General features: G+C 75.5%; 23 protein-coding genes. 15 read left to right on the top strand and 8 right to left on the bottom strand.

The window, feature by feature from the left end; genetic code table 11:
- Window positions 1-22 precede the first annotated feature (22 nt).
- The 6 genes from rnc to ACJTNH_RS17655 all read left to right on the top strand — a co-directional run bounded on the left by rnc (window position 23) and on the right by ACJTNH_RS17655 (window position 6,896).
- Window positions 23-778 (top strand): ribonuclease III, encoded by a 756-nt coding sequence (gene rnc / locus ACJTNH_RS17680; protein WP_458178013.1) that lies wholly within the window; start codon window positions 23-25, stop codon window positions 776-778.
- 3 nt (window positions 779-781) lie between these two features.
- Complete coding sequence (gene mutM / locus ACJTNH_RS17675) at window positions 782-1,660, top strand: bifunctional DNA-formamidopyrimidine glycosylase/DNA-(apurinic or apyrimidinic site) lyase (RefSeq protein ID WP_458178011.1); 879 nt, start codon at window positions 782-784, stop codon at window positions 1,658-1,660.
- Window positions 1,657-1,932, top strand: coding sequence for an acylphosphatase (locus tag ACJTNH_RS17670; protein ID WP_458178009.1), 276 nt, complete (start codon window positions 1,657-1,659; stop codon window positions 1,930-1,932). Before mutM ends, ACJTNH_RS17670 begins: the two co-directional genes overlap by 4 nt.
- Before the next feature lie 148 nt (window positions 1,933-2,080).
- Window positions 2,081-2,272 carry a hypothetical protein gene (locus ACJTNH_RS17665; protein ID WP_458178007.1) on the top strand — a complete coding sequence of 64 codons (192 nt, stop codon included), beginning with the start codon at window positions 2,081-2,083 and terminating at the stop codon, window positions 2,270-2,272.
- 99 nt (window positions 2,273-2,371) lie between these two features.
- Window positions 2,372-5,938: a chromosome segregation protein SMC gene (smc, locus tag ACJTNH_RS17660; protein WP_458178005.1), complete on the top strand. Its 3,567-nt coding sequence runs from the start codon at window positions 2,372-2,374 to the stop codon at window positions 5,936-5,938.
- A 49-nt stretch (window positions 5,939-5,987) separates the two neighbouring features.
- Window positions 5,988-6,896, top strand: coding sequence for a MerR family transcriptional regulator (locus tag ACJTNH_RS17655; protein WP_458178003.1), 909 nt, complete (start codon window positions 5,988-5,990; stop codon window positions 6,894-6,896).
- Here the strand turns inward: ACJTNH_RS17655 and ACJTNH_RS17650 are convergent.
- Window positions 6,893-7,699: an endonuclease/exonuclease/phosphatase family protein gene (locus ACJTNH_RS17650; RefSeq protein ID WP_458178001.1), complete on the bottom strand. Its 807-nt coding sequence runs from the start codon at window positions 7,697-7,699 to the stop codon at window positions 6,893-6,895. The two genes, ACJTNH_RS17655 and ACJTNH_RS17650, sit on opposite strands and share 4 nt — an antisense overlap.
- Entirely contained in the window at window positions 7,696-9,357 is a 1,662-nt protein-coding gene (locus tag ACJTNH_RS17645) for an alkaline phosphatase D family protein (RefSeq protein WP_458177999.1), read from the bottom strand. The genes ACJTNH_RS17650 and ACJTNH_RS17645 overlap by 4 nt, the downstream gene beginning before the upstream one ends.
- A 73-nt stretch (window positions 9,358-9,430) precedes the next feature.
- On the opposite strand from ACJTNH_RS17645, the gene ftsY reads away from it, so the two are divergent.
- Window positions 9,431-10,615: a signal recognition particle-docking protein FtsY gene (gene ftsY, locus ACJTNH_RS17640; protein WP_458177997.1), complete on the top strand. Its 1,185-nt coding sequence runs from the start codon at window positions 9,431-9,433 to the stop codon at window positions 10,613-10,615.
- A 6-nt stretch (window positions 10,616-10,621) separates the two neighbouring features.
- On the opposite strand, the gene ACJTNH_RS17635 is transcribed toward ftsY, so the two are convergent.
- The 6 genes from ACJTNH_RS17635 to ACJTNH_RS17610 form a co-directional block, all read right to left on the bottom strand.
- Complete coding sequence (locus ACJTNH_RS17635) at window positions 10,622-11,482, bottom strand: hypothetical protein (protein ID WP_458177995.1); 861 nt, start codon at window positions 11,480-11,482, stop codon at window positions 10,622-10,624.
- A gap of 328 nt (window positions 11,483-11,810) precedes the next feature.
- A complete protein-coding gene (locus ACJTNH_RS17630; protein WP_458177993.1) occupies window positions 11,811-13,625 on the bottom strand; it encodes a SpoIIE family protein phosphatase in 1,815 nt (604 codons plus the stop codon).
- Between the two features lie 107 nt (window positions 13,626-13,732).
- On the bottom strand, window positions 13,733-14,482 hold the full coding sequence (locus ACJTNH_RS17625) for an energy-coupling factor ABC transporter ATP-binding protein (protein ID WP_458177991.1): 750 nt from the start codon (window positions 14,480-14,482) through the stop codon (window positions 13,733-13,735).
- Window positions 14,479-15,228, bottom strand: a complete 750-nt coding sequence (cbiQ, locus tag ACJTNH_RS17620; RefSeq protein ID WP_458177989.1) for a cobalt ECF transporter T component CbiQ — start codon at window positions 15,226-15,228, stop codon at window positions 14,479-14,481. The genes ACJTNH_RS17625 and cbiQ overlap by 4 nt, the downstream gene beginning before the upstream one ends.
- Window positions 15,229-15,268: 40 nt before the next feature.
- Window positions 15,269-15,649 (bottom strand): PDGLE domain-containing protein, encoded by a 381-nt coding sequence (locus ACJTNH_RS17615; RefSeq protein ID WP_458177987.1) that lies wholly within the window; start codon window positions 15,647-15,649, stop codon window positions 15,269-15,271.
- Window positions 15,646-16,374 carry an energy-coupling factor ABC transporter permease gene (locus ACJTNH_RS17610; RefSeq protein WP_458177985.1) on the bottom strand — a complete coding sequence of 243 codons (729 nt, stop codon included), beginning with the start codon at window positions 16,372-16,374 and terminating at the stop codon, window positions 15,646-15,648. The genes ACJTNH_RS17615 and ACJTNH_RS17610 overlap by 4 nt, the downstream gene beginning before the upstream one ends.
- A 365-nt stretch (window positions 16,375-16,739) precedes the next feature.
- Between ACJTNH_RS17610 and ACJTNH_RS17605 the strand changes: the two genes are divergently transcribed.
- The 8 genes from ACJTNH_RS17605 to ACJTNH_RS17570 all read left to right on the top strand — a co-directional run bounded on the left by ACJTNH_RS17605 (window position 16,740) and on the right by ACJTNH_RS17570 (window position 26,337).
- Complete coding sequence (locus ACJTNH_RS17605) at window positions 16,740-18,089, top strand: ammonium transporter (protein ID WP_458177983.1); 1,350 nt, start codon at window positions 16,740-16,742, stop codon at window positions 18,087-18,089.
- Window positions 18,086-18,424 (top strand): P-II family nitrogen regulator, encoded by a 339-nt coding sequence (locus ACJTNH_RS17600; RefSeq protein WP_153362027.1) that lies wholly within the window; start codon window positions 18,086-18,088, stop codon window positions 18,422-18,424. Before ACJTNH_RS17605 ends, ACJTNH_RS17600 begins: the two co-directional genes overlap by 4 nt.
- 137 nt (window positions 18,425-18,561) lie before the next feature.
- Window positions 18,562-20,958 (top strand): [protein-PII] uridylyltransferase, encoded by a 2,397-nt coding sequence (locus ACJTNH_RS17595; RefSeq protein WP_458177981.1) that lies wholly within the window; start codon window positions 18,562-18,564, stop codon window positions 20,956-20,958.
- 95 nt (window positions 20,959-21,053) lie between these two features.
- Window positions 21,054-21,245 (top strand): hypothetical protein, encoded by a 192-nt coding sequence (locus ACJTNH_RS17590; RefSeq protein ID WP_458177979.1) that lies wholly within the window; start codon window positions 21,054-21,056, stop codon window positions 21,243-21,245.
- A gap of 203 nt (window positions 21,246-21,448) precedes the next feature.
- Complete coding sequence (gene ffh / locus ACJTNH_RS17585) at window positions 21,449-23,023, top strand: signal recognition particle protein (RefSeq protein ID WP_458177977.1); 1,575 nt, start codon at window positions 21,449-21,451, stop codon at window positions 23,021-23,023.
- 4 nt (window positions 23,024-23,027) lie between these two features.
- Window positions 23,028-24,122 (top strand): amidohydrolase family protein, encoded by a 1,095-nt coding sequence (locus ACJTNH_RS17580; protein ID WP_458177975.1) that lies wholly within the window; start codon window positions 23,028-23,030, stop codon window positions 24,120-24,122.
- A gap of 58 nt (window positions 24,123-24,180) precedes the next feature.
- On the top strand, window positions 24,181-25,917 hold the full coding sequence (locus ACJTNH_RS17575) for a proline--tRNA ligase (RefSeq protein WP_458177973.1): 1,737 nt from the start codon (window positions 24,181-24,183) through the stop codon (window positions 25,915-25,917).
- Between the two features lie 51 nt (window positions 25,918-25,968).
- Window positions 25,969-26,337, top strand: a complete 369-nt coding sequence (locus ACJTNH_RS17570; RefSeq protein WP_458177971.1) for a ribonuclease E inhibitor RraB — start codon at window positions 25,969-25,971, stop codon at window positions 26,335-26,337.
- The last annotated feature ends 4 nt before the right edge of the window (window positions 26,338-26,341 follow it).

The following is a 26,341-nucleotide window of genomic DNA, read 5'->3' as shown; positions in this document are numbered from 1 at the left end:
GGGCTCCCTCCTCGGGGAGCCCGTGACCGAGGACGCCGGCGGTCGTTCGTCCGGGGACGAGCACCTCGAGCAGGCCGCCCGCTGGCTGGTCGACGCCCTGGGCGTGGAGCTGCCGGCCGACCTGCTCCGGCTGGCACTGACCCACCGGTCCTACGCCTACGAGAACGGTGGGCTGCCCACCAACGAGCGCCTGGAGTTCCTCGGCGACTCGGTGCTCGGCCTCGTGGTGACCGACGAGCTCTACCGCAGCCACCCCGCTCTGCCCGAGGGGCAGCTGGCCAAGCTGCGCGCCTCGGTGGTCAACATGACCTCGCTGGCCCGGGTGTCCCGTTCCCTGGGGGACGGCGGCATCGGCCCGCACCTGCTGCTGGGCCGGGGTGAACGCTCCACCGGTGGGCGGGAGAAGGACTCGATCCTGGCCGACGCGCTGGAGGCGCTGATCGGCGCCATCCACCTGGGGCGCGGCCTGGACACCGCCGCGGCGATCGTGCACCGGCTGTTCGACCCGCTGCTGGCCGAGTCGGCCACCCGCGGTGCCGGCCTGGACTGGAAGACCAGCCTCCAGGAGCTCGGCGCCGCGCAGGGCCTGGGCGCACCCGTCTACGTCGTCGAGGACGACGGCCCCGACCACGCCAAGACGTTCACCGCCGCCGTGCTGCTGGCCGGTGTGGTCCGCGGCTCGGGATCGGGTCGCACCAAGAAGGCCGCCGAGCAGGAGGCGGCCGAGGCGGCCTGGCGGGCGCTCTCCGCAGCCGACGGCGGACCCGCGGGGAGCTGACCCGTGCCGGAGCTGCCCGAGGTCGAGGTGGTCCGCCGCGGCCTGGACCGGTGGGTCACCGGCCGCACGATCCGCGAGGTCGAGGTGCACCACCCGCGGGCGGTCCGCCGGCACCTCGAGGGCGCCGACCACTTCGTCACGGCGCTGACCGGTCGCACCCTCACCGCCGCCCACCGGCGCGGCAAGTACCTGTGGCTGCCGATGGCCGAACCGGACGGCACCCCGTCGGGGCGGGCGCTGGTCGCGCACCTGGGCATGAGCGGTCAGCTGCTGGTGGAGAAGCCCGAGGAACCCGACGAGGTGCACCTGCGGGCCCGCTTCCGGTTCACCGACCGCGGTCGCGAGCTGCGTTTCGTCGACCAGCGCACGTTCGGCGGGCTCGCCGTCGAGGACGCCCCCGACGAGGGGCTGCCCACCCGGCTCGAGCACATCGCCACCGACCCGCTGGACGACGACTTCGACCTCGACACCTTCAGCGCCGCGCTCCGCCGCCGGCGCACCGAGGTGAAGCGGGCGCTGCTCGACCAGACGCTGATCGGCGGCGTGGGCAACATCTACGCCGACGAGTCGCTGTGGCGGGCCCGGCTGCACGGCGCGCGGCCGACCGACAAGCTCACCCGGGCCCAGGTCGCCGACCTGCTGGAGGGCGTGCGCGACGTGCTCACCGAGAGCCTGGAGCAGGGCGGCACCTCCTTCGACTCGCTGTACGTCGACGTCAACGGGCAGAGCGGGTACTTCTCCCGCCACCTCGCCGTCTACGGCCAGGAGGACCGGCCCTGCCCGCGGTGCGGGACGGCGATCGTGCGCGAGCAGTTCATGAACCGCTCCAGCTACAGCTGCCCGCACTGCCAGCCCCGGCCCCGCGCGCGGTCGAGCCGGTGAGCGCCCCGCTGCGGGTCGTCGCCCTGGTCGACGGCACGGTCCAGGGGGTGGGCTACCGGTGGTTCGTCCGGCAGGCGGCGACGGAGCGTGGGCTGACGGGCGCGGCGACCAACCTGGCCGACGGCCGGGTCGAGGTGGTGCTGGAGGGGCCGGCGGACGACGTCCGTGCGGTGCTCGCCGAGCTCTCCGGCCCCGGTGCGCCGGGCACGGTGCGCGCGGTGGAGCCCCGCGAGGACGAGGTGCAGGGGGTGCGCGGCTTCACCGTGGGGTGACGAAGGCGACATGCACCCGACACGGTGAGGCCTCCGTGGTGCCGTTGACCGTGCTGGCCGCCGGTGTCACCCTGAGGTCACCAGCCCGCGCAGACCGCCTCCGGCGGTGCGACGGGACATCCACCTGCTGTCGAAAGGCCGCTGAGTCATGGCCAAGGCCCTGTTCGGTTCCGTCGTCGCTCCGCACGAGCTGCGAGTGGCCGAGGAGAACGCCGCCCTGCGCGCCCGGGTCCGCCGTCTCGAGGCGGAGCTCGCCGCCCTCCGCGAGGAGCGCGACGCCACGATCGCCCGTGAGCTGCTGACGATGGCCCACGAGTCGTCGTCGCCCGTCCTCGCCTGAAGAAGGTCGAAGGACCCCCTCGCCCCCCACACCTCGCAGGCTCGGCGCGGGCCCCTGCGAGGGGGCCGTCCTGTCGCCCCGCATCGCTAGGGTCTCTGCGTGCACCTGTCCAGCTTGACGCTCAAGGGCTTCAAGTCCTTCGCGTCGCCGACGACGCTGCGGCTGGAGCCGGGCATCACCGCCGTCGTCGGGCCCAACGGCTCGGGCAAGTCGAACGTCGTCGACGCGATCGCCTGGGTGCTCGGCGAGCAGGGGGCCAAGAGCCTGCGCGGCGGCAAGATGGAGGACGTCATCTTCGCCGGCACCGCCGGTCGTGCTGCGCTGGGCCGGGCCGAGGTGACGCTCACGATCGACAACGCCGACGGTGCCCTCCCGATCGACTACACCGAGGTCTCGATCACCCGCCGGATGTACCGGTCCGGTGAGAGCGAGTACGAGATCAACGGCGACAAGGTGCGCCTGCTCGACGTCCAGGAGCTGCTCAGCGACTCCGGGATCGGCCGGGAGATGCACGTCATCGTCGGCCAGGGCCAGCTGGACGCCGTGCTGTCCGGCCGCCCGGAGGACCGGCGGGCCTTCGTCGAGGAGGCCGCCGGTGTGCTCAAGCACCGCAAGCGCAAGGAGAAGGCGCTCCGCAAGCTCGACGCCATGCAGGCCAACCTCGACCGGCTGGCCGACCTCACCGCCGAGCTGCGCCGCCAGCTGAAGCCGCTGGGCAAGCAGGCCGAGGTGGCCCGCCGGGCCGCCGGCGTCCAGGCCGACCTGCGTGACGCCCGGCTGCGGCTGCTCGCCGACGACCTGGTGCAGCTGCGCGACGCGCTCGAGAAGGACGTCGCCGACGAGACCGCCGCCCGTGCCCGGCGCACCACGGTGGAGGCGGCGCTCGGTGAGGCGTCCCGCCAGGAGTCGGCACTGGAGCGGCAGCTGGCCGCCGACGCGCCGGTGCTCGCGGCGGCCCAGGACAGCTGGTTCCGGCTGTCGACCCTGGCCGAGCGGTTCCGCAGCGTCGGGCAGCTGGCCGCCGAACGGCACCGGCACCTGGCCGCGGCCCCGCCCGCCGGGCCGGCTGGCCGTGACCCCGACCAGCTGGACGCCGAGGCCGACCGGGTGGACGCCACCGAGCGGGAGATCGCCGTCGCGCTGGAGGCCGAGCGAGCCCGGCTGGGCAGCGCCGTCGGCGTCCGCACGGAGGTGGAGGACGCGCTCGCCGCGGCGGAGCGGGAGCTGGTCGCCGCGGCCCGGGCGCTGGCCGACCGCCGTGAGCAGCTGGCCCGGCTCTCCGGCCAGGTCGCCGCGGGGCGCTCGCGTGCGGCGGCCGGCGAGGCGGAGATCGAGCGGCTGGCCACGGCCGCCGCAGAGGCCGCGGAGCGCGCCGACGTGGCCGGTGAGCGGCTGGCCGCCCGCCGCGACGAGCTGAGCGAGGACGCCGGCGACGACTCCGACCTGGCGGCGGCGCACGCCGCGGCCGTCGCGGCGCACGCCGAGGCGGTCCGGGCGGTCACCGAGCTGACCGCCGCCGAGCGCGCGGCCGAGCGGGACCGGGCCGGCTGGCAGGCCCGCCGCGACGCGCTCGCCCTCGGGCTCGCCCCGGCCGACGGTGCGGCGGCCGTGCTGTCGGCGGCCCTCCCCGGAGTCCTCGGCCCGGTGACCGACCGGATCACCGTGCACCCCGGCGCCGAGGTCGCGCTGGCCGCGGCGCTGGGCGGGATGGCCGATGGGCTCGTCGTCGCCGGGGTCGCGGAGGCGGCCGGGGTGCTGGCCCACCTGGCCGAGAGCCAGGGCGGCCGGGCCGGGCTGCTGGTGACCGGCGGGCTGCCGCCGGTGCCCCGCGACGGCTGGCCGGAGTTGCCACCGGGCGCCCGCTGGGCGCTCGACCTGCTCGACGCCCCCGCCGAGCTGGGGCCGGCGCTGGCCCGGGCGCTGGAACGGGTCGCGGTCGTCGCCGACCTGCCGGCCGCGGTCGAGCTGGTGCGCACCCATCCGCGGGTGCGGGCGGTCACCGGGGCCGGTGACCTGCTCGGTGCCGACTGGTCGGTCGGTGGCCAGGCGAACGCCCCCTCCGGGCTGGAGGTGCGGGCGCGGGTCGACGAGGCCGGTGCCGAGCTCGACCGCGCCGCTGCGACGGCGGCGCGGCTGGCCGACGAGCTGGCGCGGGCACGGGAGGTCGCCACCGCCCGCTCCGCCGACGTCGACACCGCGCTCACCGCCCGGCAGGCCGGTGACCGGGCGCGGTCGGCCGCCGCCGCCGAACTGGCCGAGCTGGGCGCTGCCGCGCGTTCGGCGGTGGCCGAGGCCGAGCGGCTGGACGCGGCCCGGGTGCGGGCCGAGCAGGCCCGGGACGCCGCGGTCGCCGGGCTGGTCGAGCTGGAGGAGCGGCTGGCCGCCGCCGAGGCCGCGCCGGTCGAGGAGGAGCCCTCGACCGAGGCGCGGGACAGGCTGCGGGCCGAGGCCGCCGCGGCCCGGCAGGCCGAGACCGAGGCGCGGCTGGCGGTGCGCACCGCCGAGGAGCGCGCCCGGTCGCTGGCCGGGCGCGCCGAGTCGCTGCGCCGGCAGGCACGGCAGGAGCGGGCGGCCCGCGAGCGCGCGGCGGCGGCCCGGCTGGCCCGCGAGCGCGGCGCCCGGGTGGCCGCCGGCGTCCGCAGCGGCGCCGAGGAGGCGCTCACCCACCTGGCGGCGTCGCTGGCCCGGGCCGCGGCCGAGCGCGACGCCCTGGCCGAGGCACGGACGGCCCGGGAGGCCGAGCTGCTCGTCGTCCGCGCCCGGGTGCGCGAGCACACCGCGGAGCTGGACCGGCTCACCGACGAGGTGCACCGCGACGAGGTCGCCCGGGCCGAGCAGCGGTTGCGGATCGAGGCGCTGGAGGCCCGGGCCGCCGAGGAGTACGGCGTCGACCTGCCCACCCTGCTCGCCGAGTACGGGCCGGTGGCGCTGGTGCCACCGACCCAGGCCCAGGTGGCCGCGGCCGAGGCGGCGGGGGAGCCCGAGCCCGAGCCGGTGCCCTACGACCGGGCCGCCCAGGAACGCCGGGCCGCCCGCGCTGAGCGCGACCTCGGCGCGCTGGGCAAGGTGAACCCGCTGGCGCTGGAGGAGTTCGCGGCGCTGGAGGAGCGGCACACCTTCCTGGCCACCCAGCTGGAGGACCTCAAGGCCACCCGGCGCGACCTGCTCACCGTCGTCCGGGAGGTCGACGCGCGCATCCACGAGGTCTTCGCCTCCGCCTTCGCCGACACGCAGCGCGAGTTCGCCCAGGTGTTCGCCACCCTCTTCCCCGGCGGGGAGGGGCGCATCTTCCTCACCGACCCCGACGACCTGCTGACCACCGGCGTCGAGGTGGAGGCCCGGCCGCCGGGCAAGAAGGTCAAGCGGCTGTCGCTGCTGTCCGGCGGGGAGCGCTCACTGACCGCGGTGGCCCTGCTGGTGGCGATCTTCCGGGCCCGGCCCTCGCCGTTCTACGTGCTCGACGAGGTGGAGGCCGCCCTCGACGACGTCAACCTGGGCCGGCTGCTCACCCTGATCGAGCAGCTCCGCGACACCTCGCAGCTGATCGTGATCACCCACCAGAAGCGGACGATGGAGATCGCCGACGCCCTCTACGGGGTGAGCATGCGCGGTGACGGCATCACCGGCGTGATCAGCCAGCGCCTGCGCGAGGCCCAGCCGGCCTGACCGTGGCGGGCTTGCTCCTTCCACCGTGTCAGGAGGCAGGGTCGACCCCATGGTGACGATCGGGGACCTCGCCCGGCTCGGGGGCGTGTCGGTGCGGATGCTGCGGCACTACGACGCGATCGGGCTGCTCGTCCCCGCCCGGGTCGACAGCCGCACCGGCCGGCGCAGCTACGACCTCGCCCAGCTGGAGCGGCTCAACCGGTTGGTCGTCCTCAAGGACCTCGGCTTCGGCCTCGCGGAGGTCGCCGAGCTGCTGCGGGAGCCGGTCGACGAGCGGCGGGTGCGGGCGCTCCTGGAGCAGCGGCACACGGCGATGGCGGTGCTGCTGCGCGACACCGCGCACCGGCTCGCCCACGTGGAGGCGAGGCTCCGGCTGATCGACGGAGGAGACCAGGTGCTCGACGACGTGCGGGTCAAGGACGTGGCCGCGGTCCGGGTGGTCGGGCTGAGCTCGGCCGTCGAGGTGGACGCCGGCGACCTCGGCGCGCAGGTGGCAGACCAGTTCGACCGCGTCGGGCAGCTGCTGGACGCCGCCGGGGCCTCTCGGCTGGCACCGGTCAGCCGGTACGCGCCGCGGCCGCCGGGCGGCGCGGGCGGCACGTGGGTGACCACCGGGTACGTCCTGGCCGGTGGAGCCCCGGTCGATGGCGGCCAGCCCAGTGGCGACCTGACGAGTGGTGACCTGCCCGGCGGGGCCGTGGCCGGCGGTGCCGTCCCCGGCCTGGAGGTGGTGGAGCTGCCGGCCGCACGGGTGGCGTCGGTGGTGCACCGCGGCCCGATGGACGCCGTCCGGCTGGGCTGGCAGACCCTCGCCCGCTGGGCCGAGGCGCAGGGCCGGAGCGGGACGGCGATCGTCGACGCCGCCCAGCGCACGGTGTTCCTGCACGCCGCGGGCGACGACCAGGCCGAGTGGGTGGTGGAACTGCAGCTCGAGCTCGACCCGGACCGGGCCGGCTAGCGGCCGTCGGGCGGGACGAGCAGGTCGACCAGCAGCGGGTGGTGGTCGGAGACCCCGGAGCCGTCGAGCACCCGGGCGTCGCGCACCGCGACTCCGGCGGAGGCCCACACCTGGTCGATCCGCACCCGCGGGCGGCGGGCCGGGTGGGTCAGCCCCTGGCCGGCGTGCAGCGAGAACCGGCCCGCCTGGTCGCTGCGCTCACCGGCCAGCTCCCAGGCGTCGCTGAACCGCTCGCGCAGCGCCCTCAGCTCCGGGGCGTCCGGGGTGGCGTTGAGGTCGCCGACCAGCACCCCGGGCTCGGCCGGATCGGCGTGCAGGGCGGCGACCGCGGCGGCCTGGGCGGCGCGGTCGGCGGCCGATGCGCTGGACAGGTGGGTGGTGGTCACCCGGAGGGTCGCGCCGTCCAGCCGGACCAGCACCCGCAGCGCGCTGCGCGGTTCACCCCCGCCGGGCAACCGGTGCGTCTGGCTGTCCAGCACCGGCAGCCGGGACAGCACCGCGTTGCCGTACTGGCGGCGCTCGCGGCGCCCACCCCGGCCCGGCTCGTCGATCGAGGCGCTCCAGGCGAGCTCCCGGTCCAGCGCCCGGGCCAGCAGCTCCGCCTGGTCGACGTGTTCGCTGCGGTCGCCGAAGTGCCGGTCGACCTCCTGCAGGCAGATCACGTCCGGGTCGGCGTCGGCGAGCAGCCGGGCCAGCCGCGGCAGGTCGTGCCGGCCGTCGTCGCCCACGCCGTGGTGCACGTTGAAGCTGACCAGGCGTACCGGCAGCGAGGAGCGGCTGGGATCGGGTGCGGTGGTGGTCACGACAGCCGGGTGTCCAGCACCTGGGTGAAGTGCTCGGTGCCGTCGTCGTCCCGGCTGGTGGCCCAGAGCAGGAACCGGGCGTCCCGCCCGTCCAGCACCAGCTCGCCCAGCTCGTTGCCGAAGAACGGGCCGGCCTGCTTCTGCCACTGCAGCGAACTGCGCTCGACCCGCCCCAGCCGGCGCAGCCCTCCGGTCAGCGCCCGCGCCCACCGGCTCCAGCCGAGCCGGAAGCCGATCTCGATGGCGTGCGGGGCGGCGTTGTGCAGCGGCGAGACGGTGAGCTGGTGCACCCGGGTCTGCAGGCCGCCGGGGTCGACCAGCTCCGCGGCGTAGGCGTGGTGCACGTCGCCGGAGAGCACCAGTGCGGTCGCCGGCGGGCGGCCGAGCTCCCCGCGCCCCACCGACACCATCGTGCGGCCCAGCCGCTCGAAGGACTGCCGGAACGCCGCCCAGTGCTCCAGGTCGGCCGCCTGGCGGAGCTTCTCCATCAGCCGGCCCAGCGGCTTGCCGTGGTGGCGGACCGCCATCGCCTCGTTCCACTGCTCGATGTCGTGCACCGAGTGCGGCAGCAGCCAGGGCAGCGAGGTGCCGATCAGCAGGTGCTCGACGCCGTCCTCGACCGAGCGGCGCACCGCGGCGTCCACCCAGTCGAACTCGAAGTCGTCGACGATCTTGCGGTCGTGCTCCTCGAGCGCCCGCCCGGCGCGGGTGTCGACCATGATCAGCCGGGCCGGCCCCCAGTGGCGCACGTAGCTCCAGCGCACCGTCTCCGGCTCGACGTCGGCGGCCCGGGCCATCTCGTCGAGCATCGGGCCGGCGTCGTCGCTGCCCGGGGGCAGGTCCTGGATCGCCCGCCAGGTCTTGTTGTCCGACAGCTCGGCCGGGGAGAGGTTGCCCAGGTGCTGGTACACCCAGTAGCTGACCAGCCCGCCGCAGATCCGCCGGTGCCACCAGTCGGTCGGCGTCACCTCCGCGCGCCAGGCGGCCGAGGTGTTCCAGTCGTCGATCATCTCGTGGTCGTCGAACACCATCGAGGACGGCACCGTGGAGAGCAGCCAGCGCACCTCCGAGTCGCTCCAGGACTCCGCGTAGAGCCGGGTGTACTCCTCGAAGTCCGCGGCCTGGGCGCCCGGCGGCTGCGACAGGTCGCGCCGGGCGGCCATCCACTGCCGCGTCGCCGGGGTGACCTCGTCGGCGTACACCTGGTCACCCAGCAGCACCAGCGCGTCGGGCCACTCGTCCTGCGGCATGGCGACCAGCCGGCGCGCGTAGCCGTCCAGCGCGTCCGGCGGGATGCCGTCGCCGACGTCGACGCTGGTCGGGGTGGCGTACCGGCAGGAGCCGAAGGCCAGCCGGAACGGGCGGTCGCGGCCGATGGTGCGGATCCGGCTCGGTGGGAACTCCGACTGCGCCGGGGGCCACACCTGCTCGCCGTCCAGGTGCACCTCGTAGGGCGTCACGCTGCCCGGCTCCAGGTCCTCGACGACGACCAGCGCGTAGTGGTGGCCGTTCACGCAGAACGTCTGGGCGCGGCGGCCCAGCACCTCGACCACGCAGGGCCGGTCGGTCTCGACCCAGATCGTGGCCGACACCGGGTCGACGTGGCGGAGCAGCGGGCCCAGCAGCAGGAGTGGGCGGGTGCCGGCGGTCTGGGGCATGGGGCACAGCCTGCCCCATGACCGGCGTCAACCGGGCCGGTCACGGCGCAGCGCGGGCTGGGAGACTCGGGGCATGGAGTTCGTGCTGATCGCGATCGCGATCCTCGTCGTCGCCCTGATCGCCGGGATCGGCCTGCTCGTCGGGCGCGGCCGGCGCACCACCCGGCTGGACTCCGACGCCGCGGCCGGCACCACGCTGACCCGCCCGCGGCCGACGACCGCGCCCCCACCGCCGGCCCACACCGGGTCGACCGCCGTCGACCCGGAGACGCTGGCCCAGCCGCCGGTCGAGCTGCCGCCCGCCGAGCCGGAGCCCGGGCTGGTCTTCGAGACCCCGCCGCCCTCGGCCGGCCGGCTGGTCCGGCTCCGCTCGCGGCTGGCCCGTTCCCAGTCCTCGCTGGGCCGCGGCCTGCTGACCGTGCTGTCCCGGGAGAAGCTGACCGAGGACGACTGGGAGGAGGTCGAGGAGACCCTGCTCGCCGCCGACATCGGCGTCGCCGCCACGACCCAGATCGTGCAGCGGCTGCGCACCCAGAGCCTGGTGCTGGCCACCGCGTCCGGCACCGACCTGCAGAGCCTGCTCGTGCGTGAGCTCACCGCCGTCCTCGGCCCGGACCTCGACCGCACGCTGCGCACCGACCGGCACGACGGCCGGCCCGCCGTCGTCCTGGTGGTGGGGGTCAACGGCGCGGGCAAGACGACGACCGTCGGCAAGATCGCCCGCGTGCTCGTGGGCGACGGCAAGAGCGTGGTGCTCGGCGCCGCTGACACCTTCCGGGCCGCGGCCGCCGATCAGCTGGAGACCTGGGGCGAGCGGGTCGGGGTGCTCACCGTGCGCGGCCGTGAGGGCGGTGACCCGGCCTCGGTCGCGTTCGAGGCGGTGCGCACCGGCATCGAGGCCGAGGTCGACACCGTGCTGGTCGACACCGCGGGCCGGCTGCACACCAAGTCCGGCCTGATGGACGAGCTGGGCAAGGTCAAGCGGGTGGTGGAGAAGCACGGCCCGGTCGACGAGGTGCTGCTCGTCCTCGATGCCACCACCGGTCAGAACGGGGTGGTGCAGGCCCGGGTGTTCACCGAGGCCGTGCACGTCACCGGCGTGGTGCTCACCAAGCTCGACGGCACCGCCAAGGGCGGGATCGTCGTCTCGGTGCAGCGGGAGCTCGGCATCCCGGTGAAGCTGATCGGCCTGGGCGAGGGCCCCGACGACCTCGCGCCGTTCGAGCCGGAGGCCTTCGCCGAGGCGATCGTCGGCTGAGGCCGGCTACCGGCACACCGGGACGGCGAAGTCGGTGTTGTGCAGCGTCCGCTCACCCGGCACGTCGCCGTTCATGAACGAGTTCGCCGGCGACCACCGCCCCGCCCACTCGCCGGAGTCGATGAGGTACCAGAACCCGTCCGGGACGACGCTGGGGATGCTGGGGGCGTAGTACCGGCAGCGCACCTGCACGGTGGTGTCCGGCGGGATCGGCAGCGAGTTGTCGACCAGCGTCCGCGGGTCGGCGAAGGTGTTGGCGCCGATGCTGCCCGTGGTCTCCGGCAGCAGGGTGCCGTCCCCGGTGCTGGGCAGCGGCGGGAGTGTGTCCACGCCGTCCTCGGTCGTGAACGCGACGATGGCCGCGGCCACGGCGCCGGCCAGCACCACCGTGGCCGCGGCGGTCAGCAGCCGGGTGCGACGGTCCCGGGGGCGTCTGCCGGCCGGTGCCGGCTCGACCCCGGGGGCGGTGGGGCCGGGGTGTGCCGCGTCGACCGGCGAGGTCGTCGAGGGCTGCGGTGACGTCGAGGCCCGTGGTGACGTGGCGGCCGGTGGTGACGTGGCGGCCTGCGATGCCGTGACCGGGGCGGAGCTGGCCGGGCCGCAGGTCTCCACCAACCGTGGGGCACCGGCGGCGCCCGGGTAACCCGGCACCGACGCCAGGGCCCAGGCGTCGAGCTCGCGCACCGCCCCGGTCACCGCGTTGCGCGGGTAGCGGCCGCGGCACCAGTAGTCCAGCGTCCGGGGGCTGACCCGCCCACCCGACGCCCGGGACAGCTCGGCGCGGCCACCGGCCTCGTCCACCAGCCAGGTCACCTGCCGGACGAACGGGTCCTGCGCCGCGGCGTCCGGTCCTGGCGTGCTCGTCATCGTGCCCCCGCGATCCGTGCGCGCCTCCGTCCGGTCGCGCGTGCACCGCGGCGCAAGGTAGCGCAGGCCGACGCGGACCACGCGATCCGGACGGCTGCACCCGGTAGGTCTGGAGGTGTTCCCGGCCCCCTGACCCCGGGCCGGTCCGGCCGGCGCCGGGGTCGACGGGGCCAGCAGGACCGGAGGCGGCAGCGGCACGGGGGCGCTGCCGCCTCCGGTCCCTGGCAGACCCCCGGTCAGCGGCCGGGGCGCCACCGCCGCGCCGACCCGCGGCCAGCCGTCGTCGGCAGGTCGGAGGGGCGCAGGCGCTCCCACGCACCCGGTGCGGTCATCCGGGCAGCACGCGGAGGCTGACGAGGGCGACGTCGTCCGCCCAGTCGGGGGTCAGCCGGGCGAGCAGTGCGTCGCACAGCTCCTCCACCGGCAGCGCGGCCAGCTCCGAGGCGACCCCGACGAGCCGGTCCAGGCCGTCGTCCAGGGTGGCGTCCCGGCGCTCCACCAGCCCGTCGGTGTACAGCACCACCGTGTCGCCCGGGTGCAGGGCGACGGTGTGGTCGGTCCGCGGCACGTCGGGCAGGACGCCCAGCAGCAGGGACGCCGGCCGCTCGAGCAGCTCGGCCGTCCCGTCCGCCCGGACCAGCAACGGCGGCGGGTGCCCGGCGTTGGACCACCGCAGCGTCCGCTCCCCGGTCACCGCCTGCGCCGGGCTCTGCTCGACCTGCGCCAGCACCGCGGTGGCCAGGGTGGCCACCCCGAGCCCGTCCAGGGCCCGGTCCAGCGCGTCGAGCACCTGGGCCGGCGGGGCCGCCAGGGCGTGGGCCGCGCCACGGAGCAGGTTGCGCAACTGGCCCATGACCGCGGCCGCCTCCCGGTCGTGCCCGGTGACGTCGCCGACCACCAGCGTCGTCGTACCGTCCGGGGTGAGGAAGGCGTCGTACCAGTCGCCGCCGATGGTCGCCTCCTCGGCGGCCGGGCGGTAGCGCACCCCGATGCGCAGGTGGTCCGGCTGTGGCGGCTCGGTCAGCAGTGACCGCTGCAGCGCCTCGGCCAGGCTGCGGGTGGCGCGGGCCCGGCGGCGTTCGTCCTCCAGCCGGGCCACCCGGTCGACCGCCTGGGCGCACTGCGCGGCGTAGGCCTCCAGCACCCGGACGTCGTCGTCCTCGAACGACCGCGGGCCGGCCCAGCCGACGGTCCAGGAGCCCAGCAGCCGGCCGCCGGCGCGCAGCGGCAGCGCCGCCCAGGACCGCACCCCCAGCCCCTCGGACAGGTGGCGGTCCCCGGCCGGCAGGTCCGCGGACCGCTCGGCGTCGCCCACGAGCACCGTCCGGCCGGTGGCGGCCACGGCCATCGGCAGCGGCGAGTCGACCGGCAGGGGAGCGGACAGCAGCCGGCCGCCGTGGCTCTCGGTGAGGGTGAGCCGGTGGCCCTCCGGCGACAGCAGGGCCACCGCGGCGGCGTCGGTGCCCAAGGCCACCCGGCCCTGCTCGAACAGGTGGTCCAGCAGCTGCCCGGTGGTCTCGGCGGCGGCGAGCGCGGAGACGGTGGTCGCCAGGCCGGCCAGCGAGCGGGCGGTGCGCCGTTCCCGGTCGTTGGCGGCGCGCAGCTGGGCGTTGAGCCGGGCGAGCTCCCGGGCCCGGTGGAACAGGTCGCCCTCGACCTCCGCGACCCGGTGCTGGCCCCGCTCGGCCGCCAGCCGGGCGTCGTCCCGGTCGCGGATGTAGTCGGTGATGTCGTCGGACCGGTGGAGCAGCAGCACCACCTCCCCGGCATCGTCGAGCACGGGGACGTGGTGCGGGCTCCAGAACCGCTCCTCGTAGCTGCCGTCGGGCAGCCGGATGTCGTACTCCTGGATGGGCATGACCACGGGGCGACGGGTGTCCCGGGCCTCGGCCAGGGTCCGGGCGAGGTTCACCAGCCCGTCGGCTCCCGGGTCGTCGGGGTTCATCGGGAACAGGTCGAACAGGTGGTGGCCGACGTTCTGCTCGAGCGTGGTCTCGGTCGCGGCCAGCCGGGCCCGGTTGGCGTGCACGATCACCAGGTCGGGCGTGAGCAGGAGGAACGGTGTCGGTGCCACGTCGAAGACCCGGGCGAAGTCGGGCACCGGCAGGTCCTCGATCGGGACGCGGCCCGGCTCTCCCGTCACCCGATGCCTCCCCGTCCGGACGTCCGCACCGCACCCGCCTGTCGGACGCCCGTCGTGGACACCCCGCGCCGGTCGGCCGAGCAACGTGGCGACCGACACCTGCCAGGTCATCCCACCGAGCGCGGGTCGAACCCGAACGGCAGCTCCAGCCGGTGCGCGGCCAGCAGCTCGCGGTCGGCCAGCAGCTCCCGCGTCGCGCCGTCGGCGACCACCACGCCGGCGTCGAGCACCACCGACCGCGGGCACAGCTGGAGGGCGTAGGGCAGGTCGTGGGTGACCATCAGCAGGGTGACCGGCAGCGCCTCCAGCACCTCGGCCAGCTCCCGCCGTCCGGCCGGGTCGAGGTTGCTGCTCGGCTCGTCCAGCACGAGCACCTCCGGCTGCATGGACAGCACCGTGGCCACCGCCACCCGGCGGCGCTGGCCGAAGGAGAGGTGGTGCGGCGGCCGGTCGGCCGCGTCGGCCATGTCCACCGCGGCGAGCGCGTCGGCCACCCGCCGGGCGACCTCGGCCTCGGGGAGCCCGAGGTTCCGCGGCCCGAAGGCGACGTCGTCGGCGACGGTCGGCATGAACAGCTGGTCGTCGGGGTCCTGGAACACGATGCCGACCCGGCGGCGGACCTCCTGCAGGTGCTGCTCCGCCACCGGCAGGCCGGCGACCTCGACCCGGCCGCGCCCGCCGCGCAGGATGCCGTTGAGGTGCATCACCAGGGTCGTCTTGCCCGCCCCGTTCGGCCCCAGCAGGGCCACCCGCTCGCCCTGGTCCAGCCGCAGGTCGACGCCGAACAGCGCCTGGTGCCCGTCGGGGTAGGCGAAGGCGAGGTCGTCCACCAGCAGGGACGGCGGGGGAGTGCTCACCCCAGCAGTGAACCCGCTCCCAGCACCGCGGCGGCCGCCAGGGGGAGGCTGAGCGCCGCGGCCCAGGACCGCGGGCCGACCACGGCGACCGGCCCGGTGGGCAGCCGGCCCGTGTAGCCCCGGGACAGCATCGCCAGGTGCACCCGCTCGCCCCGCTCGTAGGAGCGGATGAACAGCGACCCTGCGGCCGGCCCGAGCACCTTCAGCGCACCGACCCGGCGGGCCCGGAAGCCGCGGGACTCCCGGGCGACCTTCATCCGGCGCAGCTCGCCGCCGACGACGTCGGCGTACCGGATCATGAAGGTGAGGATCTGCACCAGCACCGCGGGCAGCCGCAGCCGGTCCAGGCCGCGCAGCAGCGCCCGGGGGTCGGTGGTCGCGGCCAGCAGCGTCGCCGCGAGCACCGACAGCGTCGCCTTGGCCAGGATGCTGCCGCCGGCGGCCAGCCCGCTCTCCGACAGCGACAGGCCGAGCACCTCGGTGCGCGGCCCGCGGGAGACGAACGGCAGCAGGAGGGCGAAGAAGACGAAGGGCACCTCCACCACCAGCCCGCGCAGCAGGCGGCCCGGCCGGATGCCGGCCACCGCGGCCACCCCGAGCAGCAGCGCCAGGAACCCGGCGTAGGCCCACGGCGCCCACCCGGCCTGCACCGGGGTCAGCACCACGACCAGCGCGAAGGCCAGGACGGCGACCAGCTTGGTGTGCGGTTCCAGGCGGTGCACCGGGCTGGCGCCGGGGACGTACATGGCCGCCAGACCGGCACCGTGACCGTGCCCGGCGCCCACGTCAGCGCCGTCCGGCCGGGTCGTCGACCTCGTCGCTGGTGCCGGGGGCGGTGGTCGTGTCGTGGGCGCCGGTGCCGTCCTGGGTGCCGGCCGACCGGCGCCGCAGCACGAGGGTCAGGCCGCCGGCGAGGAGCAGCACCAGCAGGACGCCGACCACGCCGGCCAGCCCGCCGGACAGCCGGGCGTCGTCCACCCCGGCGAGGCCGTAGTCGGCCAGCGGCGAGTCGGCGGCGGCGCTGTCCTCCGCGGTGTCGCCGAAGCCCTGCTCGGCGGCGGTGGCCTCCAGCCCGTCGGGGGAGGAGCTGGCGTACCAGCTGCCCACCCCGGCGATCAGCAGGGCGACGACCACGCCGACGAGCACGAAGGTGCGGGTGCGGGTCATCGGGCGTCCACCGCGGCAGGAGCGGGGGCGGCCGGGCGGCCGGCGGCCGCGGACCGCGGCGCGAGCACCGTGGAGCGCTGCAGGTGCCGGGCCCCGCGGACCAGGTCCGGCCGCACGGCCAGCACCGCGCCCAGCACGGCGACGGTGATGACCGCCTCGCCCAGCCCGATCAGCAGGTGCACCCCGCCCATCGCCGCGGCGACCGAGGCCAGCGACACGTCGGCGACGCCGCCCAGGCCGAAGAGGCCGACGAAGACCAGTGCGGCCACCGGCACGGAGAGGAAGGCGCCGACCCCCGCCGCGGCGAGCACGCCCGTGCGGCCGGCCGGCAGCACCGCGCGCAGCAGCCGGAACGCCCCGTAGCCGACGCCGACCGCGACCAGCCCCATCAGCGTCACGTTGGTGCCCAGCGCGGTCAGCCCGCCGTCGGCGAACACCAGGGCCTGGACCAGCAGCACGACGGTCATGCACAGCACCGCCGTCCAGGGGCCGACCAGGACGGCGGTGAGCGCGCCGCCGATCAGGTGGCCACTGGTGCCGTAGGCGACCGGGAAGTTCATCATCTGCACGGCGAAGACGAAGGCCGCGGTGAGCCCGGCCATCGGTGCGGTGCGCTCGTCGAGCTCGCGGCGGGCGCCGCGCAGGGCCAGGGCGACCCCGGCCGCGGCGACGGCCGCGGTGCCGGCGGTGGTGGCCGCGTCCAGGTAGCCATCGGGGACGTGCACGCGGACCTCCGGGCCTGTCGGTGGTGTGCCGGCGCACCCGGTGCCCGGGCCGGTCGGCGCTCGGGGCGACCCTATTGCAGTTCGTTGGCACCTGCACATGCTTCGCAAGAAGCTCCGGTGAACGACCGGTGCCGGCAGCGACCGGTGACCGGGAGTGGCGGGCGGGGCCCGTGCAACACCGCTGGAACACGGGACGGCGACACGCGTGCGTGAGTTCACGGTGGCGAAACACGTCCAGGCCGTCCCCGGAAACACGGTGTCGGCACCGTCTCCTGCACACCGCCGGCCCCGGCGGTGTGCTCGCCCCAGGCTCCTCGGGGCCCCCGCTTGCGGCCGACGGCCGACGACACCCTCAGGAGGTTGCCGTGGTCAACACCGGCGACACCGCCTGGATCCTCACCAGCGCCGCCCTCGTGCTGCTGATGACCCCAGGTCTCGCGCTCTTCTACGGCGGCATGGTCCGCGCGAAGAGCGTCCTCAACATGATGATGATGAGCTTCGGCGCGCTGGCACTGATCAGCGTGCTCTGGGTGCTCTACGGCTACTCGGTGGCCTTCGGCGACGACGTGGGCGCCGGGCTGCTGGGCGACCCGGCCGAGTTCTTCGGCCTCGCCGGCCTGATGGAGGACACCACCAGCGAGGCGGGCGGGCTGCCCACCATGGCCTTCGTCGGCTTCCAGGCCGTCTTCGCCATCATCACCGTCGCGCTGATCTCCGGTGCCATCGCCGACCGGGCCAAGTTCGGCTCCTGGATGGTCTTCGCCGGCATCTGGGCGACCGTCGTCTACTTCCCGGTCGCGCACTGGGTCTTCGACTTCACCCTCACCGACGACGACGGCACCGTCACCCACACCGGTGGCTGGATCGCCAACGAGCTGGCCGCGATCGACTTCGCCGGCGGCACCGCGGTGCACATCAACGCCGGTGCGGCCGGCCTGGCCCTGGCCCTGGTGCTGGGCAAGCGGCGCGGCTTCGGCCGGGACGCGATGCGCCCGCACAACCTGCCGCTGGTGATGATCGGCGCCGGGCTGCTGTGGTTCGGCTGGTTCGGCTTCAACGCCGGCTCGGCGCTGGCCGCCAACAACACCGCCGCCGTCGCCTGGGTCAACACCCTGGTCGCCACCGGTGCCGCGACGCTGGCCTGGCTGCTGGTGGAGAAGATCCGCGACGGCCACTCCACCTCCCTGGGCGGCGCCTCCGGCGTCGTGGCCGGTCTGGTCGCCATCACCCCGGCCTGCTCCGCGGTCTCGCCGGTCGGCGCGATCATCGTCGGCGCCGTCGCCGGTGCGCTCTGCGCCCTGGCCGTCGGGCTGAAGTTCCGCTTCGGCTACGACGACTCGCTCGACGTGGTCGGCGTCCACCTGGTCGGTGGCCTGGTCGGCACCATCCTGGTCGGCTTCGTGGCCGACCCCGACGCCCCGGCCGGCGTGGAGAGCCTCCTCTTCGGCGGCAGCGTCGACCAGCTGTGGCGTCAGGTCGTCGGTGCCCTCGCCGTCCTGGCGTTCTCCTTCGTGCTCAGCTGGGTCATCGGCACGCTGATCCAGAAGACGATCGGCTTCCGGCTCACGGAGGAGGACGAGGTGACCGGCATCGACACGGTGGTGCACGCTGAGTCCGGGTACGACTTCGCCTCCCTGGGCGGCGGTGGCAGCACCGCGCCCCTGGGCGGCCAGGCACGCGCCGAGGCGCGCAACACCGAAGGGAGCCGGGCATGAAGCTCGTCACCGCCATCGTCAAGCCGTTCAAGCTCGACGACGTCAAGAACGCCCTCGAGCTGATCGGCATCGCCGGGCTCACCGTCAGCGAGGTGCAGGGGTTCGGCCGCCAGCGCGGCCACACCGAGGTCTACCGCGGCGCGGAGTACCAGGTGGACTTCGTGCCCAAGGTCCGCATCGAGGTCGTCGTCGGCGAGATCGAGGCGGCCCGGGTGGTCGACGCGATCGTCGAGGCCGCCTCCACCGGGCAGATCGGTGACGGCAAGGTCTGGGTGACCACGATCGACGAGGTCGTCCGGGTCCGCACCGGCGAGCGCGGAGCCGACGCGCTCTGAGAGAAGGAGCCCGTCCTCCCCGTCCCGCGCACGCGCGGGTGGGGCTCGGGACGAGGCCGAGCTGACGTCGGCCGGGGCGGTGGGGAGACCCGCCGCCCCGGCCGACGCCGTTCCCCCGCCGAGGACCCGACCGAGAGGTGCCCGTGCTCGACCTGGCCGCTGTGATGGCCCTGCCCCGCGCCGAGCGTGTGCAGGCGTTCGACGACTGGCTGGCCGGCCTGCTGGCCGATGCCCTCGCCGGCACCCCGCGCCCGGCCCGGCGGCGCGGCGGCTCGCCGGCCGAGCCGGCGCAGACCGGGGTCGCGCTGGTCGCGGTGGGCAGCCTCGGGCGCCGGGAACTGCCGCCGCAGGGTGACCTCGACCTGGTGCTCGTGCACGACGGCCGGCCCGAGGTCGCCGCCCTCGCCGACGCGCTCTGGTACCCGGTCTGGGACGCCGGGGTGCGGCTGGACCACTCGGTGCGCACCGTCGCCGAGGCGGTCTCGGTGGCCGGCGACGACGTCAAGGCGGGGCTCGGGCTGCTCGACGCCCGGCACGTCGCCGGCGACCCCGAGGTCACCGCCGCGCTGCGGACGGCGACGCTGGGGTCGTGGCGGCAGCACGCCGGCCGCCTGCTGCCGCAGCTGCGCGACCTGCGCCGCGACCGCAGCCGGCGGGTCGGCGAGCTGGGGTTCCTGCTCGAGCCCGACCTCAAGGAGGCCTACGGCGGGCTGCGGGAGGGGCAGGTGCTGCGCGCGCTGGCCGCCGCCCAGCTGGCCGACGAACCACCGGCCGACGCGGGGGAGGCCTACGCCTTCCTGCTGGACGTGCGCGACGCGCTGCGCGCCAGCACCGGACGACCCACCGACGCCCTGGTGCGCCAGGAGCAGCGGCCGGTCGCCCTGGCGCTGGGGCTGGCCGACGACGACGTGCTGCTCCGCCGGGTGAGCCTGGCCGGGCGCCGGCTGGCGTTCGTGGCCGACGAGACCTGGCGGCGGGTCGACGCCGCGCTGGTGCGCCGGCCCCGTGCCCGCTACCGCCGGGTGCGCCGGGAGCCGCTGGCCGAGGGGCTGGTGCGGCAGGGCGACGAGGTGGTGCTGGCCCGCGACGCCCGGCCCGCCGCCGATCCGGGCCTGGTGCTGCGTGGCGCCGCCGCCGCCGCGCGGGCGGACCTGCTGCTGTCCCCGTACACGCTCAAGGTGCTCGCGGCGCACGCCCCGGCGCTGCCCGAGCCGTGGCCACCGGAGGTCCGCTGGTCGTTCCTCCGGCTGCTGGCCAGCGGCCGCAGCGCGGTGCCGGTGCTGGAACAGCTGGACCAGGAGGGGCTGCTGTCCCGCATGCTGCCGGAGTGGGACCGGGTGCGGTCGCTGCCCCAGCGCCACCCGTGGCACCGGTTCACCGTCGACCGGCACCTGGTGGAGGCCGCCGCGGCCGCCGCCGAGCTGACCCGGGACGTCGACCGGCCCGACCTGCTGCTGGTCGGCGCGTTGCTGCACGACATCGGCAAGGGCTGGCCGGGTGACCACAGCGTCGTCGGCGAGCTCATCGCCGCCGAGGTCGCGACCCGGATGGGCTTCTCGCCGCCCGACGTCGCCACGCTCGCCGCGATGGTGCGCCACCACCTGCTGCTCCCGGCCACCGCGACCCGGCGCGACATCGACGACCTGGCCACCATCGACCGGGTGGTCGCCACGATCGGCGGGGACGCCGCCCTGCTGGAGCTGCTGCACGCGCTGGCCCAGGCCGACGGCGCGGCGACCAGCAGCTCGGCCTGGTCGCCGTGGAAGGCGCACCTGGTCGCCGCGCTGGTGGCCCGGGTGCAGGCCCGGCTGGTCGCCGCGCCCGCCCCCGGCCCGGTGCTCGCCCCGACCGCCCCGCAGGTGAGCGCGGCGGTGCCGGGTGTCCCGGGGGAGGCCGGCCGGGTCTCCGTCGGCGTGCAGGACGTGACCGACGGCCAGCAGGTGACCTTCGTGGCGCCGGACCGGCCGGGGCTGTTCAGCCGGTTCGCCGGTGTGCTCGCGCTCAACCAGCTCGACGTCCGGGCCGCCAGGACCTCGGTGGCCGACGGGCAGGCGACCTCGGTGTTCGACGTCCGGCCGAGGTTCGGGCGGGCACCGGTGCCGGAGATCCTGGCCGACGGCGTCCGCGCGGCGCTGGAGGGCACCCTGCCGCTGGCCGAGCGGCTGCGGCAGCGGGAGATCGACTACCGCCAGCACGGCGACCGCGGGGCCCCGCCGCGGATCTCCTGGTACGACCACGAGGTCGACGGTGCGGCCGCCAGCATCGTCGAGGTCCGGGCGGGTGACCGGGCCGGGCTGCTGTACCGGCTGACCGCCGCGCTGGCCGACCAGGGGCTGGACGTCACCTCCGCGCGGATCGAGACGCTGGGGGCCGACGCGCTGGACTCCTTCTACGTCAGCGACCCGGCCGGCGCGGTGATGGACGCCGACCGGCGGCGCGACATCGAGACCGCCCTGGTCTCCGCAGCCGGCGGGGCCGCGAGTGGGACGACGGTCGTCGGCCCCGGCGTCAAGCGCGACACGCCACCGGGCTGACCTCCGGGGTTCTGTCGCACCCCCGTGAGACGTTCGGTGGGCCGGACGGGAGCCCGCTCCCGACGCCCGGCGCCGAGACGAGAGGGGACGCACCCGTGACCGACCTCCAGCAGTGGCCCTGCCCCACCTGCGGGCACGACACCGACTTCGAGCAGCCCACCTGCGTCGACGGGCACACCGAGGACGGCGGCGACTGCCCCGAGTGGGCCTGCGTCGACTGTGGCACCGCCGTGGTCGTCGGCGACGCGCACCGCCCGGTGGCCGTGGCCTGGCGCAGCGCCGCCTGAGGGGTGCGCCGGCCGGGCCGGCTCGCGGCTCCCGACGGGGCGGCGGGCTTCCCGGCGGCGCCCTGCCGGGTGGCCATTACGCTGGAACCGGATGGCGTGACGGCCCCGGGGTGGCCCCGGGTGCCCGAGCCGCACCGTCCGGTCCGCTGATCTGCACCGTGGGCCGGCCGCCGGCTGCACGCCCGACTGCCTGAGGACGTGTTGTGTTCGAGACCCTCTCCGACCGCCTGGACAAGGTCTTCACCGGTCTGCGCGGCAAGGGCCGGCTCTCCGACGAGGACATCGACGCCACCGCGCGCGAGATCCGGATCGCCCTGCTCGAGGCCGACGTCGCCCTCCCCGTCGTCCGCGCGTTCATCGCCGCGGTCAAGGAGCGGGCCCGGGGCTCGGAGGTCTCGCAGGCGCTGAACCCCGCCCAGCAGATCATCAAGATCGTCAACGACGAGCTGATCGACATCCTCGGCGGTGAGACCCGCCGGATCCGGTACGCCAAGCAGTCGCCGACGGTGATCATGCTCGCCGGCCTGCAGGGTGCCGGCAAGACGACGCTGGCCGGCAAGCTGGGCCGCTGGCTGAAGTCCCAGGGCCACACCCCGCTGCTGGTCGCCTGCGACCTCCAGCGGCCCAACGCCGTGCAGCAGCTGTCGGTGGTGGCCGGGCAGGCCGGCGTCGACGTCTACGCCCCCGAGCCGGGCAACGGCGTGGGCGACCCGATCGCCGTCGCTCGTGACTCGATCGACCACGCGCGCCGCACCATGCACGACGTCGTCGTGGTCGACACCGCCGGCCGGCTGGGCATCGACGCCGAGCTGATGGCCCAGGCCGCCGGCATCCGGGACGCCGTCTCACCCGACGAGACGCTGTTCGTCGTCGACGCGATGATCGGCCAGGACGCCGTCACCACGGCCACCGCGTTCCAGGAGGGCGTCGGCTTCTCCGGCGTCGTGCTGACCAAGCTCGACGGCGACGCCCGCGGTGGTGCCGCGCTCTCGGTCCGGCACGTGACCGGTCAGCCGATCATGTTCGCCTCGACCGGTGAGAAGCTCGCCGACTTCGACGTCTTCCACCCCGAGCGGATGGCCTCGCGCATCCTCGGCATGGGCGACGTGCTCACCCTGATCGAGCAGGCCGAGCAGGCCTTCGACGCCGACCAGGCCGAGCGGATGGCCGGCAAGCTCGCCAGCCGGGAGGGCTTCACCCTCGAGGACTTCCTCGAGCAGATGATGGCCATCCGCAAGATGGGCCCGATCGCCAACCTGCTCGGCATGCTGCCCGGCGCCGGGCAGATGAAGGAGCAGCTCAAGCAGGTCGACGAGCGCGACCTCGACCGCACCGCGGCGATCATCCGGTCGATGACCCCGGCCGAGCGGGCCACCCCGAAGATCATCAACGCCTCGCGGCGGGTCCGGATCGCCAACGGATCCGGGATGAGCGTCACCGACGTCAACCAGCTGCTGGAGCGGTTCGCCCAGGCCCAGAAGATGATGGGCCAGATGGCCGGCAGCATGGGCATGCCGGGCATGGGCCCCATGTCGAAGAAGCAGCGCGGCCGGCAGAACCAGGTGCAGGCCCGCGGCAAGGGCAAGAAGGGCAAGGGCGGCAAGAAGGGCGGCCCGGCCCGCCGGCCGATCGGCGCCCCGGGTGCCATGGGCGGCGGCTTCCCCGGTCAGCTGCCCGGCGGCGCGCCGGGCGGGCTGCCGGGTCTGCCGCCCGGGCAGGCGATGCCCGACCTGAGCAAGCTGGACTTCAGCCAGTTCAAGGACCAGCAGGGCCGCTGAACCGGTGACCACCCCCGCCCCGCCCGACCTGCACCTGTCCGGCGTCGTCCTCCCCGAGGGCGAGCACCGCGACCTGTGGGTCACCGGTGGGCGGATCACCTTCGAGCCGGTGCCGGGCGCGGAGACGGTCAGCCGCGGTGGCTGGCTGCTGCCCGGCCTGGTCGACGCGCACTGCCACGTCGGGCTCGGCCGGGGTGGTGAGCACCTGCCCGGCGTCGAGGACCTGCGCGCCCAGGCGCTCACCGAGCGGGACGCCGGGGTGCTCGCGCTGCGCGACTGCGGCTCGCCGGTGGACACCCGGGTGCTCGACGAGCACCTCGACCTGCCCCGGGTGATCCGGGCCGGCCGCCACCTGGCCGCGCCCCGCCGCTACATCCCCGGCCTGGCCATCGAGCTGGAGCCGGCCGACCTCGTCGACGAGGTGCGGGTGCAGGCCCGGCGCGGCGACGGCTGGGTCAAGCTGGTGGGTGACTGGATCGACCGCGGCATCGGCGACCTGGCCCCCGAGTGGCCGACCGAGGTGCTCACCGCGGCGATCGAGGCCGCCCACGCCGAGGGCGCCCGGGTCACCGCGCACACCTTCGGCACCGATGCGCTGCCGGCACTGCTCGCCGCCGGGATCGACTGCATCGAGCACGGCACCGGGCTGACCGAGGAGCTGGTGGGGGAGATGGCCCGGCGGGGCACCGCCGTCGTCCCCACGCTGGTGAACGTGGAGAACTTCCCCGGCTTCGCGGCGGCGGGGGAGAAGCGGTTCCCGGCGTACGCCTCCACGATGCGGCGGCTGTACGCGAACTCCGGTGCGGTGGTGCGGGCGGCGTTCGAGGCCGGCGTGCCGGTGTTCGCCGGCACCGACGCCGGCGGCGGCATCGACCACGGGGTGATCGCCGACGAGATCCGCGCGCTGCACGCTGCCGGGCTGCCCGCCGAGGCGGCCCTGGCCGCCGGCTCCTGGGCCGCCCGCACCTGGCTGGGCCTGCCGGGCATCGAGGAGGGGGCGCCGGCCGACCTCGTCGTCTACGACACCGACCCGCGGGCCGACCTCGACTCGCTACAGCGACCGCAGCGAACCGTGCTCCGCGGCCGCGTGGTCGGCTGAGCAAACCGATGGACGGCGTCCGGTGGACGCCTGGGACACTCCTGACGTGCTCCTTCGGATGTCCTCCCTGTTCCTGCGCACCCTGCGCGACGACCCCGCCGACGCAGAGGTCCCCAGCCACCGGCTGCTGGCCCGCGGTGGGTACATCCGCCGCGCCGCCCCGGGCGGGTTCACCTGGCTGCCGCTGGGCTGGCGGGTGTTCCGGAACGTCGAGCGCATCGTCCGCGAGGAGATGGACGCGATGGGCGCGCAGGAGGTGCACTTCCCGGCGCTGCTGCCGCGCGAGCCCTACGAGGCGACCGGTCGCTGGACCGAGTACGGCGACAACCTCTTCCGGCTCCAGGACCGCCGGGGCAACGACTTCCTCCTGGGCCCCACCCACGAGGAGATGTTCACCCTCCTGGTGAAGGACCTCTACGGCTCCTACAAGGACCTGCCGGTCTCGCTCTACCAGATCCAGACCAAGTACCGGGACGAGGCGCGGCCCCGGGCCGGGCTCTTCCGCGGCCGCGAGTTCACCATGAAGGACAGCTACTCCTTCGACGTGGACGACGCCGGGCTCGACCGCTCCTACGCCGCGCACCGCGAGGCCTACATCCGCATCTTCGACCGGCTGGGTCTGGAGTACGTGATCGTCTCGGCGATGTCCGGGGCGATGGGCGGCTCCAAGAGCGAGGAGTTCCTGCACCCGACCTCGATCGGGGAGGACACCTTCGTCCGCTCGCCCGGCGGGTACGCCGCCAACGTGGAGGCGGTCTCCACCGTCGTCCCCGAGTCCGTCCCGTTCGACGGGCTGCCCGAGGCGCACGTCGAGGACACCCCCGACACCCCCACCATCGAGACGCTGGTCGCGGTGGCCAACGAGCTGTTCCCCGACGCCGGCTACACCGCGGCCCAGACGCTGAAGAACGTCGTGGTCACCCTGGTGCACCCCGACGGCACCCGCGAGCCGCTGGTGATCGGCCTGCCCGGTGACCGGGAGGTCGACACGAAGCGGCTGGAGGCCCAGGTCGCCCCGGCCGAGGTCGAGCCCTTCACCGACTTCGCCGCCCACCCCGACCTGGTCAAGGGGTACATCGGCCCGCAGGTCCTCGGCAGCGAGGGCAAGGCCGGCATCCGCTACCTGGTCGACCCCCGCGTCGTCCCCGGCACCCGTTGGGTCACCGGCGCCAACGAGGCCGGCCGGCACGTCTTCGACCTGGTCGCCGGCCGCGACTTCACCTGGGACGGGGTGATCGAGGCCGCCGAGGTGCTGGCCGGTGACCCCGCTCCCGACGGCTCCGGCCCGCTGGAGCTCGCCCGCGGCGTGGAGATGGGCCACATCTTCCAGCTGGGCCGCAAGTACGCCGAGGCGCTGGACCTCAAGGTGCTCGACGAGAACGGCAAGCTCGTCACCGTCACCATGGGCTCCTACGGCATCGGCGTCTCCCGGGCGGTCGCCGCGATCGCCGAGTCGATGCACGACGAGCTCGGACTGGTCTGGCCGCGCGAGGTCGCCCCGGCCGACGTCCACCTGGTCGCCACCGGCAAGGACGCCGCCGTCTTCTCCTACGCCGAGACCCTCGCCGGCGAGCTGGTCGCCGCCGGGCTGACCGTGCTGCTGGACGACCGCCCCAAGGTCTCCCCGGGCGTGAAGTTCAAGGACGCCGAGCTGCTCGGCATGCCGACGATCGTGACCGTGGGCCGCGGCCTGGCCGAGGGCGTGATCGAGGTCCGCGACCGGGCCACGGGGGAGCGCTCCGAGGTGCCGGTCGCCGACGCCCGCGAGGCCGTGCTCGCCGCCGTCCGCGGCTGAGGTCCGGCCCGCCTGCGTGGCGGGCCGGAGCTCGCGTGGTGCACTGCTGCCGTGACGGCAGACCTGGACCAGCAGCTGAGGCTGACCGCGCAGACGGTGGAGGCCAACCTGAGCCACGGTGACCAGGTGCACGCCCCACGCCCGATCGACCACCTGGCCGGGTTCCGCACCCGGTCGGCGGCGACGGCGGCCGGTGCGGAGCTCACCGCGGCCGGCTACCGGGTCGACGGGCTGTACCGCCGACTGCTCACCGTCTGGTTGGAGTTCAGCGCGATGACCGCGGTGGACCACGACACCGCGGCCGCCTTCACCCGCGAGGTCGTCGGCATCGTCGACCGGCACGGTGGCCGCTACGACGGCTGGGGCGGCTTCCTGGTGCCCCCGGACGATCTGGTGCCCCCGGACGACGCCGGGGCGTGAGCCC

The sequence above is a fragment of the Modestobacter lacusdianchii genome (assembly GCF_054177765.1).
Note: the sequence above shows the minus strand (reverse complement) of the source record. Positions and strands in the feature narration are given on the sequence as shown.